Raw genomic sequence first — 16125 nt, forward strand, 5'->3', positions numbered from 1 at the left:
AGCTTGACGAATCTCATTTTGTTCTCGTCGCAATATAGGGATGCGAGGCGACTATGTATAGAAGCCGGGATCGTCACCCAAACGTCACAAGCCCGTCATGGCTTTGTTTTGCGCCGACCATAAGCGAAGCGGGCATCTTACAGGGGACCCGCAAATGCATGCTTCCAAGCATCTTGGCGCGCTGACCGCAGCGCTGCTGCTTTCGACAGCCGGCGCGCACGCCGCCGAATACTTCAATCGCGTTTCGAGCTTCCCGGTTGCGCTCAATGCGCCCGAAGCAGAAGCCACTTCGGCCGAAATCATCACCGCCACCGACGACGGCATGACGCTGATCTATTCCGATAGCCCCAATGGCGGCATCGGCTTTGTCGATATCACCGACGCCAAGGCCCCGAAGCAAGCCGGCTATCTGGACATGGGTGGCGAGCCCACCTCCGTCACCGTCATCGGCGGCAAGGCCTATGTGGCCGTCAACACCTCTGAATCCTTCACTGAACCGTCGGGCAAGCTCGTTGTCGTCGATATCGCCGGCCAGTCGGTTGATGGCGAATTCGAGCTCGGCGGCCAGCCGGATTCCATCGCCCACAACAAGGACAACACCGTCCTTGCCATCGCCATCGAAAACGAGCGCGATGAAGACGTGAACGACGGCGCTATCCCGCAGGCCCCCTCGGGCTACCTGACCCTCGTCACGCTGGACAACGGCGCTGTAACCGAAGCCGGGATCAAGAAGGTCGAGCTCACCGGCCTCTCTAAAATCGCGCCGGAAGATGCCGAAGCCGAATTCGTCTCGTTCAACGACAATGACGAAGTCGCCGTCACCATGCAGGAAAACAATTACGTCGTCATCGTCGACGCCAAGACGGCCACCGTCACTGGCGGCTTCGAAGCGGGCGAAACCGGCGTTGCCGGTGTCGATACCAAGAACGATGGCAAGATCGACTTCTCGACCGACCTCAAGGTCGTTCCCCGTGAGCCCGATGCCGTTAAATGGCTCGACAATGATCGCCTGATCATTGCCAATGAAGGCGACTGGAACGGCGGCTCACGCGGCTTCACCATTTTCAATCGCGATGGTTCGATCGCCTTCGACTCGGGCAATGCGCTCGACGTCAATGCCGCCCAGCTCGGCCACTATCCCGATTTCCGCAACAAGAAGGGCGTCGAGCCCGAGGGTCTGGAAGTCGCTACCTTCGGCGAAACCAAGTACATCTTCGTGGCCGAGGAACGCGCCTCTCTGATCGCGATCTACAAGGACACCGGTGCCGAGCCCGAATTCGTCCAATCCGTCCACTCGGGCATTTCTCCCGAAGGCCTCGTCGCCATTCCGGAACGCAATCTCCTCGCGACGGCCAACGAAGCCGATCTGCGTGAAGATGGTCTCGCCGGCTCGCACGTCATGATCTATGAGCTCGGCGAAGGCGAACCCGCCTATCCGCAGCTCATCTCCGATCTCGACGCTGACGGTCAGCCGATTGGTTGGGCCGCCATTTCCGGCGCCGTTGCCGATGCTGAAAAGCCCGGCATTCTATATGCCGTCAGCGATAGCGTGCTTTATGGCGAACCGGCGATCTACGAAATCGACGCGACCGCCCAGCCTGCCCGCATCGTCAAGAAGACCGTCATCACCCGCAAGGGCGAAACTGCCCAGAAGCTCGATCTTGAAGGCATCACGCTCGACGGCGAAGGTGGTTTCTGGCTCGCCAATGAAGGCGACAGCGACAAGCTCGTGCCGCATGCGCTGATCCACGTCGATGCCGAAGGCGCCATTCAGGCCGAAGTCGGCTTCCCGGTCGATCTCCTCGCCGGCCAGAAGCGCTTTGGTGCCGAAGGCGTCGCTGCGATCGGTTCGGGCGAAGACCTGACCCTCTGGGTCGCGGTCCAGCGCGAATGGGGCGACGACGAAAAGGGCTTCGTGAAGCTCCTGTCCTACACCCCAGCCACCAAGGAATGGGCTGCCGTCCGTTATCCGCTCGAAGCCGCGCCGGAAGGCGGCTGGGTTGGCCTCAGCGAAATCACCGTCCATGGCGACTATGCCTACATTGTCGAACGCGACAACCAGATCGCCGACAAAGCTGACCTCAAGGCCATCTATCGCGTGCCGGTTGCCGATCTCAAGGGTGCGGCACTCGGTGGCGAGTTGCCGGTTGTCACCAAGGAACTGGTCCGCGATCTGATCCCCGATCTCGCGTCCAGTAATGGCTATGTCCTCGATAAGGTCGAAAGCTTTGCCGTCGACTCGACCGGCAAGGGCTTTGTCATCACCGACAATGACGGCACCGACGACTCCTCGGGCGAGACCCTCTTCTGGTCCATCGATCTCGAATAGTTTGCCGCAATACTGCTGAGATGGCCGGGCAATGGTCCGGCCATCATCATTTGTGCGGGAGACAGCTCGATAGGCTGGATTCTGCGAGAGGATTTATGGCACCTCCACTTGCGCAAGGGCGGTAAGTGCCTACACTTCCCGCGGGAATCTGACATTCAGTCCGAGAAGCCGTGCTCAACCGCATCTATATCATCGTTGGTCTGGTCCTGATCCTGGCGCTTGCCGGCGCCTTCATCGTGCCGCGCTTCATCCATTGGGGCGATTATCGCGATCGCATGGAACTGCTCGCCGAAGGTGTTTTCGGCACCGAAGTCACCATTCGCGGCGATATCGATTTTGCGCTGCTGCCCGCCCCGCGCCTTGCCTTTTCCGATGTCATTATCGGCCCCGCCGATAAGCCTGTCGCCACCATAGGCAGCGTCGAAGCCCAATTCGGGCTGATGGAATTTCTCCGCGACCAATATAATCTCTCGGCGCTGACGCTAAAGAACCCGACCATCGATCTGGCGCTCGACGAGAGCGGTCTTCTTGTCAGCGGCATCGACCTGTCGGGCGCAGGCGATGGTGTGGCGCTCGAACAGGCCCGGATCGAGGGCGGCCGCATGACGCTGACCGATCAGCGCTCCGGCGACAGCTATGTCCTTTCCAGCATCACCGGCGATTTGCGGCTGGCAAGTTTCGCTGGCCCGTTCCAGTTCCAGGGCAATGCCAGCCACGACGGTGCGTCTTATAGCTTGAGGCTCAATAGCGCCGCCGTCGACGAATCTGGCTCCGCTCGCGTCTCCGCTTTCATATCCGATGGCGCTGCAGGTACATCGCTGACCCTCGATGGCGCCCTCACGGCCAGCGTCGCGCCAAAGTTCGATGGCACGATGGTCTTGAAGCAGGCGCCGCCGGTCGCGGAAAATGCCGAGCAAATCCGCGGCAATCTCGTGCTCGAGAGCAAGGTTACTGCCTCGACGGACCGCGTCGTTCTCAATGGCTATACGCTCATGCTCGATGAAAACCGGGCGGGCATGCGTCTCACCGGCGCGGCCAGCATCCAGCTTGGCGCGCGCAATAAGTTCGAAGCGGTGGTCTCGGGCGGCGCATTCACGCTTCCCCCGCGCGATGCCGACGAAGATGGCAGCCAGATGCCCTATGAGCTGGTGCGGCTCCTGGGCGAATTGCCCGCGCCACCGCTGCCGCCCATCCCTGGCGAAGTCGGGATCGACCTTGCCGAGATCGGCCTTCGCGGCACGGCTTTGCGCAATGTGCGGATCGACGCGAGCACCAATGGCACGATCTGGACCATTGCCCGGGCTCAAGCCGAACTGCCCGGCAATTCCAAGCTCAATCTGTCCGGCGCGCTGCGCAACGATAATGGCGTTGTCGGCTTCAACGGCGATCTTAGCCTGGCCACCCAGCGCCTTGATGCTCTGAGCCAGCTTTGGCGCAAGCCGGAGGAAAATACGCCGCTCTTCAATGTGCCGGCCGAATTGACCGGTCAGGTGATGCTCGCTGGCGATGCCCTCGGGTTCTCACATGGTCGCCTTGCGCTTAACGGCAAGACCCATGCGCTCGAAATCCGGCTCGGTTTTGGCACCGAGCCCCGGCTTGATCTCGTCGGCCGCCTCGATGATCTGGGCCAAGGCGACAGCGCTATCCTCGGCGCCTTGCTGCCCGATCCCAGCACAGACCGCACCTTTGCCATCAGCTTCCCCGAAGGCAGCTTTTCGCTCGATACTCAAACCATCAGGGTCTTGGGCCTTCAAGCATCCGATCTCGTCGCCGAAGGCGCGTGGTCGCCGACTGGCATCAGTTTCTCTAAACTCGTCAGCAGCGATCTCGGCGGCGTCGCGGTGGATGCCAAAGGCGACCTCGCCGGCACGCTCACCGCGCCATCGCTGACCGGATCGGGTCATGTCGATGTGTCCGAGGCCACAGCTCCAGCGCTCGACGCGCTCTATTCCTATCTCAATGTTCCGACGTCCTGGCGCCCCAACATCGGCCGCTCCGCGCCTGCCGCGCTCGATTTCGTCTTGGCTGCGGGCGATGAGGCCGGCAGTCAGCGCCTGACGCTCAATGGCGATGCCGGCGCCGGCAAGCTCGATCTCTCGCTCGACTTTGATGCCAATTCAACCGCGCCCAGCCGCATCATCGGCTCGCTCGATGCCACCGATGGCACAGCGCTGTCCGACCAAATTCTCGGCGCCGATGTGCCGCTCTTTGCAACGGATGGCCCTGCCTTTGTCAGCCTATACTCTGAGCGCAACCAGGCCGGCGCCTATGACACACGCGTTTCTCTCAGTCATGGCGAGGAAATGCTGGCCTATGCCGGTTCGGTGTCCGCCTTGCCGCCAGGCGAATTGAGCGGGGCGGGGACGATCGATGCGTCGCTCAGCGATAGTTCGGGTCTCGCCGCCCTCGTCGGCGCCACCGGCGTCGGACTTGGCGGTATGGAAGCAAGTGCGGGGGTCACCTTTACCGGCCTCCAGAAGCTCTCGATTTCAGGCATTGCCGGCTCCAGCACGGGTTCAGCCTTTTCGGGTGACCTTACCCTGACGCAGGTCGCGCAACGCATGAGCGTCGATGGGGCGCTGAAGTTTGATCGTCTCTCCGGCCAAGGTCTCGCCGCCGCGCTGTTTTCCCCTGCAGCGCTTGTACCCGGCAGTGGTGTATGGCCTGATGGTCCGCTCGCGGTCGCGACGTCAATGCGCCCAAGCCGGGGCAATATCGCGGTTACATCAGGCGCCATCACCCTCGGCGACGCGTCGCTCGCCAATGCGGCGTTCGATCTGACCTGGGACCAGCAGAACCTGGCGATGTCCAACCTTACCGGCTCGATCGGCGGTGGCGCTGTTACGGCCGCTCTCTCCCAATGCTGTGCCGGCCCCTTGACCGATCGCACCATCACCGGCCGCGTTTCGCTCGACAATGTCGATGTCAAAGCCATTGCGCCCGCGGCAACGACTGCGGGCATTTCTGGGCGCTTGACCGCCAGCACCAGTTTTGAAGGCACCGGCGCGTCGCTTGCCGACGTAATGGCGGGCCTCGCCGGCGAAGGAAACTTCACCGTCGCCGGTCTCTCGGCAGATCGCCTTAATCCTGGCGTTTACCCCGCGCTCTCCCAATTGACCGACGTCCTCAATATCGACGCCGATGCGCTCAACATTCTCATCGATCAGTCGCTGGGGCAGGGCGCCTTCACCGCCCCCACCGCCACCACGGCCTTCACCATTGCCGGCGGCACGGTGCGTCTCGCCAATCTCATCGTCGATGGCACCGATGCGCGCCTCGCCGGCGGCGTCGATATGGCGCTCGAAACCCTCGGGCTCAACGGCAGCTTCGTTTTGACCCCGCTCAACTTCACCGACCCATCGGGTCTGATCGAGAACGACGCCGCGCGCGTTATCGCCCGCCTGAGCGGCACGCTGCCGGCTCCGGTGGTCACCGTGGACACAAGCGAACTCGTTGCCGCAATTCAGGTTCGCGCCAATGAGCTGGAGGTCGACCGGCTTGAGGCACTCCGCCTCGAAGACGAAGCGCGCCAACGCGAGGCAGCCGAAGCGCGCAATCGTTTGATCGAGGAACAGCGCCGTCAGGCTGCGGCGGAAGCGGCTGCACGGGCTGCCGCCGAAGAAGCGGCGCGTCAGGCGCAGGAAGCCCAGCAGCCGCAGACCACGCCGACTAACCCGGTCCCGCCCTTCAGCATGACGCCAGAAACAACGACGCCGAGCCAGCCGCTCGATCTAACCTTCCGGCCCAACATTTTCAGCGGCAGTCCGGTCAATCAGCCGGCGCAGTAGCGGCGCGGTCCCGATACCAGCGCAGAATATGGAGCCTTATAACGGAGGAGAGGTTCGCCGCCTCTCGCGTCTCGTCGATTTCGCGCACGAGCGCAGCAAGGCTCAGCTTGCGGTGCGACGCAATCTCTTCGAAGGCCGTCCAAAAATCGGCCTCAAGCGCGATGGAGGTGCGGTGGCCGGCGATGGAGAAGGAGCGCTTCTGCATCCTCGGCTAGATATCAGGGCTTTTTGCGGAAGGCGTCAAGGCTGACGACCTTTTCGCCTGTCTGTTCAGCGCCGTCGGCTTCGCCTTCGCCGCGTTCGGCGCGCTCTGCTTTTGCATCGGCTTCGTCTTCGACTGAGCCATCTTCGCGCGGGGCGGTGGCCGGGTCGAACTGCAGGCCGAACTGCACGGAGGGGTCGAAAAAGCCCTTGATGGCGGCAAAGGGGATGACCAGCGTTTCGGGAATACCGTCAAAGCTGAGGCCGACTTCAAAACCGGTTTCGGTGACCTTGAGGTCCCAATACTGGTTTTGCAGCACGATGGTCATTTCCTTGTCGTACTGGGTCAGCAGTTTCTCGCTGAGGCGTACGCCGGGCGCGCGGGTCGCAAAGGAAATGAAGAAATGGTGCTCGCCGGGCAGACCGGTGCGGGAGACTTCGGCAAGGACCTTGCGCACGACGCCGCGCAGGGCTTCCTGAGCGAGAATGTCATATCGCATGTGGTCTTCGGCCATTTTACTTCCTAACGCGTCGCTGCCCAGGAGAATCCCGAACGGCCCATATCAGCCCCACGTTCTGGAAATTTTCAAGAACAAAGGCGTCCACGAGCGTGCTGAAAAGGGTGAAAGTGCAGGCTTCTGTTGCCAGGTGCCTGCGAACCCCGCCTGTCACCCGGCGAAGGGTGGAGGACTTAATTTCCCAATGCTAGCACTGCTTACGCAGCGAGAGCGACTGGAGCCTTATTGTTGTCATTTGCAACTATAAGTTTTGGACCGATAACGGTGGTACCTCACCGAGCAAAAGCACACTCTTTACGCCCTCGTCGATCCTGTTTCGTCCCCATTGGCTCCTCTCAGCGAGGGGAGATGGTGGAGACGCCGGGTACTGCCCCCGGGTCCGAAAGGTTTATTACAATGACCATTTATCGCCATATCCCCGAAGGGCAGTTCCTATATAGGCGAGCCGTCCGCGCGATGCAAATAGCGGGAGTGATTTTTTGCCCATCCGGTTTCGCACCGATGCCTGAGACCCTTCCGCATTAACCCAAAGTACACCCCGCCGATGCCATCTGCCAAACCACGCAGTTTTCTCCGTGGGATTGGCGGCAGATGGCAACAGGCAGGCGAATCCTCGGCGGTATCCGCATCGGTCGCCGCTTGCCGCGCTGGGCCGATGGCTCGGTCCTAGCCTTCGCGCTCGCGTTGATCGCGCTTGGCGTCACTGCAAGCCTTCGCGATACGGGCCTGGCCTCGTTTCTTCTCGATCCGCCGGCCGAAATCGTCGCCGAAGTTCCCGCGCGCAGCCTGCCGCTCTGCGGCAGCGGCCCTCGGAAAACCTGCGTTATCGATGGCGATACGTTCTGGCTCGACGGCGAGAAAATCCGCATCGCCGACATCAATACGCCCGAGACCGGCAGTCCTTCTTGTGCGGCTGAAGCGCGCCTTGGCCATCATGCAGCCGAGCGCCTCAGCCAGATATTGAGCAGTGGCGGCTTTTCGCTCGCAGCCGCCGATCGCGACGAAGATCGCTATGGCCGCAAACTTCGCGTAGTCATGCAGGGTGGAACCTCCATCGGCAACACGCTTATTGCCGAAGGCCTCGCCCATCCCTGGCAAGGCCGCAGGCTTGATTGGTGCGCCGGCTAGGGCGCCATGTGCTCGAGCACGAGGCCGCGTGTCGTCCGCTCCGTAAAGCCTGGCCAGGTGCGATCGCCCGCTTGCATGGTCCAGTCGTCCGCATCGACCGTCAGATAGTTGCTCATCGCGGCGTCGCCCTTAAGGTGTAGCCCGAGGAACGCCGTAGCGAAATGCTGAGCGATATTGTTCATGCGCGCATTGGCCCAGACAAAATCAGCATAGTGCTCGAAGGGACTGCCGGGTCCGCCCTGCGTCGCCTCGTCAGGTGGCGGCATGGGCGCTCCGGCATTGTGGCCCGCGCCTTGGAAGGTCAGCAGATAGCGATCCGAATTGGTCGCGCCTTCGAAAATCTGGCGAATGCCGCTTTCATAGCTCGACACCTCGTCGAGCGTGCCGCCCATGACAAAGAGAGGGACCTTGATCCCTGCCAGGCCTGCCTCGTCCCAAAGCCCAACCTGCGCACCCCAGGGGGCAATAGCAATGACGGCCTTGACGCGCGGATCGCGGCTTTCGGTGAAAGCCTCCGATCCGGCCATCAGACCCGCCAGCGCTTCGGCAGGCGCCATGCCGGTATTATTGGCGGCTTCCGCCAAACCAGCGCCTGCAGTCAAAACTGCGCCATAGCCGCCCATCGAATAGCCGATGACTGCACTATTATCGGCATCGACGAGACCGCTGAGGAAGCCATCCGATCCTGCCGACAGACCGGCGATTTGATCGAGCACGAAAAGCTGGTCCGGCGAACGATTGGCCAGCGTGCTGGCAAAGCCAAGCCGGTTTTCATAAGTGCTTTCGAAGTGGTCGATGCTGGCGACAACATAACCCTTGCTCGCAAGGTTCTCGCCGAAATGCGAGATCAGGAAGCGATTGCCGGGATAGCCATGCGAGAGAATGACGAGCGGGTAGGGGCCGTTGGCTTTTAGCGGCTCCGCATCGCGAACCGCCTGGCCATGCAGCGTGATCTTCTGGTCGCTATTGGCCATCTGCACATTGAGATAGTCGCCACCCGGCGCTACACCTTTGAGGTCGGCTGGATACCAGACTTCCACCGTCAAAGGCCGGTCATATGTCGCGCCATTGCCGGTCAAAACATCCGGCTGCCCCTCATGCACCAGCTCGATCGTCTGCACCCCGATCGCTAGATCGCCGGGCGCCGCGAGCATAGGCGCGTCTGGCCGCTGAATGTCGATGCGATTGCCTTCGGCCATAGCCGGCCCTCCTGCGCTGACGAGGAGTGCCATAATCAGAATCCACCGCATGCCTACCTCCACTTATTGCCAGGGAGCCTAACGGCAGAAAGCGAAAGCGCAAGTCTTTCTCATTCTTTCGAAGGGCTTTCGCTTTCCGTCTTCCAGGACATTTTCATATAGACGCCGCCGCCTTCGAGTTCGTCCAGCATCTGCTTGAGCCGCTTCTCCTTCGTCGCGTCCAGCTTGGCCTTATTGATCCAGAGCAGATAGTCGTTGCGCTGGTAATTCGGCCGCGCCGCATAGGCATCCATCGGCCCATGCTCCTCCAGCGCCTGCCGCACGAAGTCAGGCATGTCCTCGCGTTTGCGCAGAGGTCTTAAAACCGGGCTCATCATGCTTTCCTTTCACAGGTTCATGTTGATCCTAAGACGGATATGCTGACATGCCGCGTCAGCGTATCGCGCGGTATTCACCTACCGCCCATGGCAGCGAGCTTTCCATGTCCAACGACAAATCAGCCAAGATCAATCATGCGTCCGAGACGTTCATGGGCAAGGCCTTCAGTGCCTTGACCTCCACCGAGCGCCGCGCCGTCGAAAAGGCCATCCGCCGCCAGACCCTCGCGCGTGATCCAAACGCTGCCTTCGATGATCGGCTCACCCTTGGCCAAAAACTCGCCGATGGCGTCGCGGCCTTCGGTGGCTCCTGGACCTTCATCGGTGGCTTCGGCGTGTTCCTCGTGCTCTGGACCGGGCTCAACGTCGCGCTGATGTCCCACGCGTTCGATCCCTATCCCTTTATCTTCCTCAACCTGATGCTCTCCATGCTCGCCGCCATCCAGGCGCCGGTGATCATGATGAGCCAGAACCGGCAGGCAGCGAAGGATCGTGAGGTCTCCGCCCACGATTACGAGGTCAATCTGAAGGCCGAGATCGAGATCATGGCCCTTCACGAAAAGCTCGACCAGATGCGCAATGCCGAGATGCGCGAGCTGATCGAAAAGCAGCAGCAGCAAATCGAACTGTTGACGACGCTTGTCGAGGGGCATCTCAAAGCGGTGGAATCGAAGTAGGGTAGGGTCATGCAGCCCTATCTCAAGCTCCTCTCCGATATCCTTGAACACGGCACCGACAAGTCGGACCGCACCGGCACCGGCACGCGAAGCCTGTTCGGCTACCAGATGCGCTTCGACCTTTCGAAGGGCTTCCCGCTGGTCACCACGAAGAAGCTGCACCTCAAATCCATCGTCTATGAACTTCTCTGGTTCATCCGTGGTGAGACTAATGTGCGCTGGCTGCAGGAGCGGGGCGTCAAGATCTGGGATGAGTGGGCCGACGAAAACGGCGACCTCGGCCCCGTCTATGGCTCGCAGTGGCGCTCCTGGCCCGCGCCGGATGGCCGCCATATCGACCAGCTCGCCAATGTCGTCGAATCGATCCGCACCAAGCCCGATAGCCGCCGCCACATCGTCAGCGCCTGGAACCCGGCCGAAGTCGATGAAATGGCGCTGCCGCCATGCCATTGCCTGTTCCAGTTCTACGTCGCCAATGGCAAGCTGAGCTGCCAGCTCTATCAGCGCTCCGCCGACACCTTCTTGGGCGTCCCCTTCAACATCGCGTCGTACGCACTCCTCACGCACATGATGGCGCAGGTGACAGGGCTCGAAGTCGGCGATTTCGTCCACTCCTTCGGCGATGTGCACCTCTACAACAATCATTTCGAGCAGGCACGCCTGCAGCTCACGCGAGAGCCGCGGCCGCTCCCCAAGCTCATCATGAACCCCGAGCGCAAGCGGCTCGAGGATTTCGTCTACGAGGATTTTGTCTTCGAAGGCTACGATCCCCATCCGCATATCAAGGGCGACGTCGCGGTATGACCCGCTCGCTCGCTGAACTTACGACCCTCGTCGCGCGTGTCTCGGACATGTATGCGGCCGAGACCGGTGTTCAGCGCGATGACGATTGGTATGCGCTCAAGATGCAGGAAGAGCTGGGCGAACTCATCGCCGAGCATCTGCGCCTGACCAATCGCGGCCGCCGCAAGGATTTTACCGACGCGGAGATCACCGCGCGCCGCGATGACGAAGCCGCCGATCTCCTCGCCTTCCTCCTTCTCTACGCCCAGCGCCACGGCATCGACCTCGACGCAGCGCTTGATAGAAAATGGTTTGCCTATCTTCGCCGCGACGGCGAAACCGGCTAAAACCCTTGCCGGATGTTGTGGGCGAGAGTCCGATCTTGCCGCTAAGCCTTTGATTTTCGGGAGAGAGACAGTGCTGATCCGTCCCCTTGCCAGTGCCATCGCGCTGGGTTGCCTGAGCCTGCCGGCACTTGCCAACGACACCTCCGCGGTGCTGACCACGGGCGGGCTCGACTTCGTCCAGCACGGCGATATCTCCATGGAAAGCGAAGAGCTTTTCATCTCCATGGACGAAATTCGCGTCACCTATACGTTCAAGAACAATTCCGACACCGATCAGGATGTGCTCGTCGCCTTCCCGATGCCCGAGATCGTGCCGAACCCGTTCTCGCCCGTTTCCTACCCGACCGGCCCGGCCGATAATCTCTTCGAGTTCCAGACGACCTTCAACGGCCAACCCGTCGACGCCGAACTTCACGAATATGCCTATTCCGCCGGCGTCGATCGCACCAAGCTCGTGCGTCAGCTTGATCTGCCCATCGTTCCCTTCACCGACGAAGCCATGAGCGCCACTGACGCGCTCAGCGAGGAGGACAAGGCAAACCTGCTTTATCTCGGCATGGTCATCCCGGACGAATATGACGCGGGGCAGGGCTGGGAAAAGCACTTCTGGCCAAGCTGGTCCTATCGCGCCACCTATACCTGGAACGCCACCTTCCCAGCCGGCGAAACCGTCACCGTCGAACATCGCTATAAACCCAGCGTCGGCGGCACGGTCGGCGTTTCCATGCTCGCCGAACCGTCAGACGGCTATGATCCCGGCGCCGAATATCGCGAGCGCTATTGCACCGATGACGGCTTCCGCTCCGCCGTCCGCAAGACGCTCAATGACCCCAAGGATCTTTGGTCCGCTCCGTTCACCGAAAGCTGGATTTCCTACATCCTGACGACGGGCGGCAATTGGGCCGGCGGCAGCATCGGCAAATTCCGCCTCGTCGTCGATAAGGGCAGCGTAGACAATCTCGTCTCCTTCTGCGGCGACGATATCAAGAAGATCGGCCCGACCACCTTCGAAATGGTCAAAACCGATTTCTTCCCCGAAGACGAGATCAACGTCCTGATCCTTGTCCGCCAGGAAGACCAGTAAGCCTTGACCAACCTCGTCATCCGCGCCGCCATTCCCGGCGACGAAGCCATCATATTGCAATTCGTGCGCGATCTCGCCGAATACGAACAGCTCTTGCATGAAGTAGAGGCGAGCGAAGCCGATTTGGCGCGTGATCTCTTTGGTCCAGCGCCCAAGGTTTTTTGCGACATCGCCGAATGGGACGGAAAACCAGTCGGCTTCGCGCTCTGGTTCTACACCTACTCGACCTTCCAGGGTCGCCACGGCATCTGGCTCGAAGACCTCTATGTTGACCCAAACCTGCGTGGCAAAGGTCTCGGCAAGGCGCTGCTCGTCCATCTGGCGCAGCGCTGCGTCAGCGAAAAGCTCGGGCGCTTCGAGTGGTGGGTGCTCGATTGGAACGAGCCTTCGATCAAATTCTACAAGAGCCAGGGTGGCGTCATGCAGGACGAGTGGACCAAGGTGCGCATCGATGGGGCAGCGCTCGAGGCGCTCGGCAAATCATGACCATCCGCCGCTCGCTCATCGCTGCTGTCGCGCGCAACGGCGTCATCGGCCGGGACGGGGACATGCCCTGGCGTATCCCGTCTGATTTCGCCTGGTTCAAGGCGACGACCATGGGCAAGCCCATGATCATGGGCCGCAAGCAATTCGAGACCTTCCCCAAACCCTTGCCCGGTCGCCCACATATCGTCGTCACGCGCCAAAGCAACTACGCGGCAGAGGGCGTGACCGTCGTCCATAACTTCGACGCTGCCTTCGCGGATGCGGAAACCCAGGCAAACGCCCTTGGCGCCGATGAAATTATGGTCATCGGCGGGGGCGACATATACGCGCAGGCGCTGCTCTCGGCCGACCGGCTTTACATCACCCATGTCGACCTCGAACCCTCAGGCGACGTGCATTTTCCGGCCATCGACCCCGAAATCTGGGCTGTTGTCGACGAGCCCCCGGTCACCCCGTCCGACAAGGACCCGGCGCCCTATGTGATAAAAGTCTACGAAAGACGGTCCAAGCCCACGCATTGATCGTTCTCAAGCCTTGCCTATATATGTTTCCAACGACAATGCGCAGGAACCGAAAGGAACGAGATGCCTTGGGAGAATAATGGAGGCGGAGGTGGCCGCAATAATGGCGGTCCCTGGGGCCAGGCACCCGGTGGAGGTGGCGGCGGCCCGCGCCGTCCCGGTGGAAACACTCCCAATCTCGAGGAAATTCTCAATCGCGGTCGCGACCAGTTTCGCGGCGGTGTGCCCGGCGGTCGCTGGGCGATTGTCGGCGCCGTTGTCGCGCTGCTCGCCTTCTGGGGCGTCAATTCGGTCTATACGATCAATTCGAGTGAAGTCGGCGTCGAGCTGCGCTTCGGTTCGCCCAAGCCCGAACTCTCCGGCGAAGGCCTGCATTTCCTGATCTGGCCGATCGAAACGGTGGAACGCGTTCCCCTGACGCTCAACCAGACCCAGATCGGCACGGCCAATTCCAATGCCACGCCCACATCGAACCGCCCCCAGGCGAACAATGCGCCGGCGAGCGAAGGCATGATGCTTTCGGGCGATCAGAATATCGTCAGCGTTCAGTTCTCGGTCTTCTGGGCCGTCAACGATCCGATCGCCTATCTGTTCAACGTGCGCGATCAGGAAGCCATGATCCGCTACGCCGCCGAAAGCGCCATGCGCGAAGTCGTCGGCCGCCGTCCGGCTCAGGAAGTCTATAGCGACGACCGCGCCGGCATTCAGCAGGAAGTGCTCGGGATCATCCGCAACGTCGCCGAAAGCTATGGCCTCGGCGTAAACGTTTCGCAGGTGCTAATCGAAAACGCCGGCCCGCCTGCAGAAGTCATCGACGCCTTCAACGAAGTGCAGCGTGCCCGCCAGGACGAAACCCGTCTTCAGGAAGAAGCCCGCTCTTACGCCAATACGCTCCTCGGCGATGCCCGTGGTCGTGCGGCGGCTCAGCGCGAAGACGCTGCCGCTTACACCAACCGCGTGGTGCAGGAAGCAACCGGTGAAGCCGAGCGTTTCAACGCCGTCTATGCCGAATACGTCAATGCGCCTGAGGTGACGCGTCAGCGTCTCTATCTCGAAACCATGGAAGAGGTTCTCGGCGGCTCCGAAAAGGTGCTGATCGAAAGCGGTGCCAATGGTTCCGGTGTCGTTCCCTACTTGCCGTTGCCTGAGCTCCGTTCGCGGACCACGACGACAACCACGCCGAACGCGACGGGGAACTGATCATGACGAACCGCCTCTTTATCATCGGTGCCGTCATCGTTGCGGCGCTCTACGTCCTCTTCTCCTCGATCTACGTGGTCGATGAGCGTGAGCAGGCCATTGTCACGCGCTTTGGCCAGATCACCGATATCCGCACCGAGCCGGGCGTCTACTTCAAGATCCCGACCGATTTCGTCGATCGCGTCCAGCTCGTCGAGGACCGGCTCCTGCGCTACGATATCGCCAATATGCGCGTTCAGGTTTCGGGCAACGCCTTCTATCAGGTCGATGCCTTCCTGACCTACCGCATTGCAGACGCTCGTCTCTTCCGTCAGCGCGCCACCGGCCAGCTTTCGGTGGTCGAAGATCGTATCGGAGCCAACCTCGACTCGGCCCTTCGCCAGGTCTATGCGGCACGCGAATTCAACGCGGCTCTCTCGGACCAGCGCGCCCAGATGATGCAGGAAACCCGTGACCTTATCCGTCCGGATCTTGCTGAAATCGGCGTCGATGTCGTCGACGTGCGTATCCTAAGGACCGATCTCGATGCCGACGTTTCGGCCACGACCTTCGAGCGTATGCGCGCCGAACGTCTTGCCGAAGCGGCACTCCTCCGCGCTCGCGGTGAAGAGCAGGCCCAGAGCCTTCGCGCTATCGCTGATCGTCAGGCTGTCGAAATCGTCGCTGCCGCCACGCGTGACGCCGAAATCATCCGTGGTACGGGTGACGCCGAACGCAACCGCATCTTCGCGGCTGCGTACGGTCAGGATCCCGAATTCTTCGAGTTCTACCGCTCGATGGAATCGTATCGCACGGCTCTCTCGAACACCGGCACGACCATGGTCCTCTCGCCCGATAGCGCCTTCTTCCGCTACTTCGGTTCGAGCGGCGAACTGCCGGCCGCCAACACGAACTTTGCGACGCCTATCGCGCCGCAGCCAGTTCCCGAAAGCGCGCTGCCAAGCACGGAACCCGCTCTTGATGGCCTCGGCATCGAAGAGACGATCGCCCCTCCAGCCGTCACGCTGGAAGACGGCTCCGAACTGACCCCCACGGTCGGCACGGAAGCCCCGGCACCGGTGGAAGCTCCGGCAACCACCACGCCTGCTCCAGCCACCACACCGGCCCCGGCAACGGGCACCGGCGGTTAGTCTGGACCCGACGATATGAGAAAAGCCCGGCAGAAATGCCGGGCTTTTTGTTTGTGGGCAGTCTTTCCCCACCCACCGGCCCATCCCTCGCCCCTTGAGGGAGAGGGACAGCAATTCTGCGTTCAGCAGAATTGCAGGGTGAGGGGTCTCTCTCCTCCGCAGAGAAAGCGTGTGATGAGATGGCTAACCCCTCATCCCAATCGAATTCGCTCGCAAATTCTATGACCCTTCGGGCACCTTCTCCCTCAAGGAGAAAAGGGGGCAAATGGTAAGGAGGGTGCGATGTGACCGAAGGCCCTAACCCCCCCAAAAAACTTATCCATCTTTTCCCCGCGCCCCAAAACCTCGCCCATACTC

At 61.2% G+C, this 16125-nt stretch carries 15 protein-coding genes and 1 other RNA gene; 11 read left to right on the plus strand and 5 right to left on the minus strand.

Translation table 11 applies throughout. The features are described from left to right. Nucleotides 1-154 precede the first annotated feature (154 nt). Together ASE94_RS20035 and ASE94_RS20040 are read left to right on the plus strand one after the other, a co-directional pair. Nucleotides 155-2329, plus strand: coding sequence for an esterase-like activity of phytase family protein (locus tag ASE94_RS20035; protein WP_062631776.1), 2175 nt, complete (start codon nucleotides 155-157; stop codon nucleotides 2327-2329). Between the two features lie 170 nt (nucleotides 2330-2499). Next, a complete protein-coding gene (locus ASE94_RS20040) occupies nucleotides 2500-6117 on the plus strand; it encodes an AsmA family protein (protein ID WP_062631777.1) in 3618 nt (1205 codons plus the stop codon). Here the strand turns inward: ASE94_RS20040 and ASE94_RS20045 are convergent. The 3 genes from ASE94_RS20045 to ssrA form a co-directional block, all read right to left on the minus strand. Continuing rightward, entirely contained in the window at nucleotides 6098-6322 is a 225-nt protein-coding gene (locus ASE94_RS20045; RefSeq protein WP_062631778.1) for a ribbon-helix-helix domain-containing protein, read from the minus strand. The two genes, ASE94_RS20040 and ASE94_RS20045, sit on opposite strands and share 20 nt — an antisense overlap. Nucleotides 6323-6335: 13 nt before the next feature. Further along, nucleotides 6336-6833, minus strand: coding sequence for an SspB family protein (locus tag ASE94_RS20050; protein WP_062631779.1), 498 nt, complete (start codon nucleotides 6831-6833; stop codon nucleotides 6336-6338). A 112-nt stretch (nucleotides 6834-6945) separates the two neighbouring features. After that, nucleotides 6946-7302: a transfer-messenger RNA gene (ssrA, locus tag ASE94_RS20055) on the minus strand. Nucleotides 7303-7427: 125 nt separating this feature from the next. Here ssrA and ASE94_RS20060 point away from each other — a divergent pair. Further along, on the plus strand, nucleotides 7428-7964 hold the full coding sequence (locus tag ASE94_RS20060) for a thermonuclease family protein (RefSeq protein WP_082461342.1): 537 nt from the start codon (nucleotides 7428-7430) through the stop codon (nucleotides 7962-7964). Here ASE94_RS20060 and ASE94_RS20065 read toward each other — a convergent pair. Continuing rightward, nucleotides 7961-9214, minus strand: coding sequence for a hypothetical protein (locus tag ASE94_RS20065; protein ID WP_062631849.1), 1254 nt, complete (start codon nucleotides 9212-9214; stop codon nucleotides 7961-7963). The genes ASE94_RS20060 and ASE94_RS20065 overlap by 4 nt on opposite strands. A 59-nt stretch (nucleotides 9215-9273) precedes the next feature. After that, nucleotides 9274-9498, minus strand: coding sequence for a YdeI/OmpD-associated family protein (locus ASE94_RS20070; protein ID WP_200913719.1), 225 nt, complete (start codon nucleotides 9496-9498; stop codon nucleotides 9274-9276). 146 nt (nucleotides 9499-9644) lie between these two features. Between ASE94_RS20070 and ASE94_RS20075 the strand changes: the two genes are divergently transcribed. The 8 genes from ASE94_RS20075 (at nucleotide 9645) to ASE94_RS20110 (ending at nucleotide 15768) form a co-directional block, all read left to right on the plus strand. Then, nucleotides 9645-10217, plus strand: coding sequence for a DUF1003 domain-containing protein (locus tag ASE94_RS20075; RefSeq protein WP_062631780.1), 573 nt, complete (start codon nucleotides 9645-9647; stop codon nucleotides 10215-10217). 9 nt (nucleotides 10218-10226) lie between these two features. Next, nucleotides 10227-11021 carry a thymidylate synthase gene (locus ASE94_RS20080; RefSeq protein WP_062631781.1) on the plus strand — a complete coding sequence of 265 codons (795 nt, stop codon included), beginning with the start codon at nucleotides 10227-10229 and terminating at the stop codon, nucleotides 11019-11021. After that, nucleotides 11018-11347 carry a hypothetical protein gene (locus ASE94_RS20085; RefSeq protein ID WP_062631782.1) on the plus strand — a complete coding sequence of 110 codons (330 nt, stop codon included), beginning with the start codon at nucleotides 11018-11020 and terminating at the stop codon, nucleotides 11345-11347. The genes ASE94_RS20080 and ASE94_RS20085 overlap by 4 nt, the downstream gene beginning before the upstream one ends. 70 nt (nucleotides 11348-11417) lie before the next feature. Further along, complete coding sequence (locus ASE94_RS20090) at nucleotides 11418-12431, plus strand: DUF4424 domain-containing protein (RefSeq protein WP_062631783.1); 1014 nt, start codon at nucleotides 11418-11420, stop codon at nucleotides 12429-12431. 3 nt (nucleotides 12432-12434) lie between these two features. Next, nucleotides 12435-12917 (plus strand): GNAT family N-acetyltransferase, encoded by a 483-nt coding sequence (locus ASE94_RS20095; RefSeq protein ID WP_062631784.1) that lies wholly within the window; start codon nucleotides 12435-12437, stop codon nucleotides 12915-12917. Then, the gene (locus ASE94_RS20100) at nucleotides 12914-13438 is read left to right on the plus strand and encodes a dihydrofolate reductase (protein WP_062631785.1); all 525 of its coding nucleotides are present in this window, start codon (nucleotides 12914-12916) and stop codon (nucleotides 13436-13438) included. Before ASE94_RS20095 ends, ASE94_RS20100 begins: the two co-directional genes overlap by 4 nt. A gap of 63 nt (nucleotides 13439-13501) precedes the next feature. Then, nucleotides 13502-14638 carry an FtsH protease activity modulator HflK gene (hflK, locus tag ASE94_RS20105; RefSeq protein ID WP_061911040.1) on the plus strand — a complete coding sequence of 379 codons (1137 nt, stop codon included), beginning with the start codon at nucleotides 13502-13504 and terminating at the stop codon, nucleotides 14636-14638. A gap of 2 nt (nucleotides 14639-14640) precedes the next feature. Next, complete coding sequence (locus tag ASE94_RS20110; RefSeq protein ID WP_062631786.1) at nucleotides 14641-15768, plus strand: protease modulator HflC; 1128 nt, start codon at nucleotides 14641-14643, stop codon at nucleotides 15766-15768. Nucleotides 15769-16125 lie beyond the last annotated feature (357 nt).

It is taken from the genome of Devosia sp. Leaf64 (assembly GCF_001421945.1).
Lineage (GTDB): Bacteria > Pseudomonadota > Alphaproteobacteria > Rhizobiales > Devosiaceae > Devosia.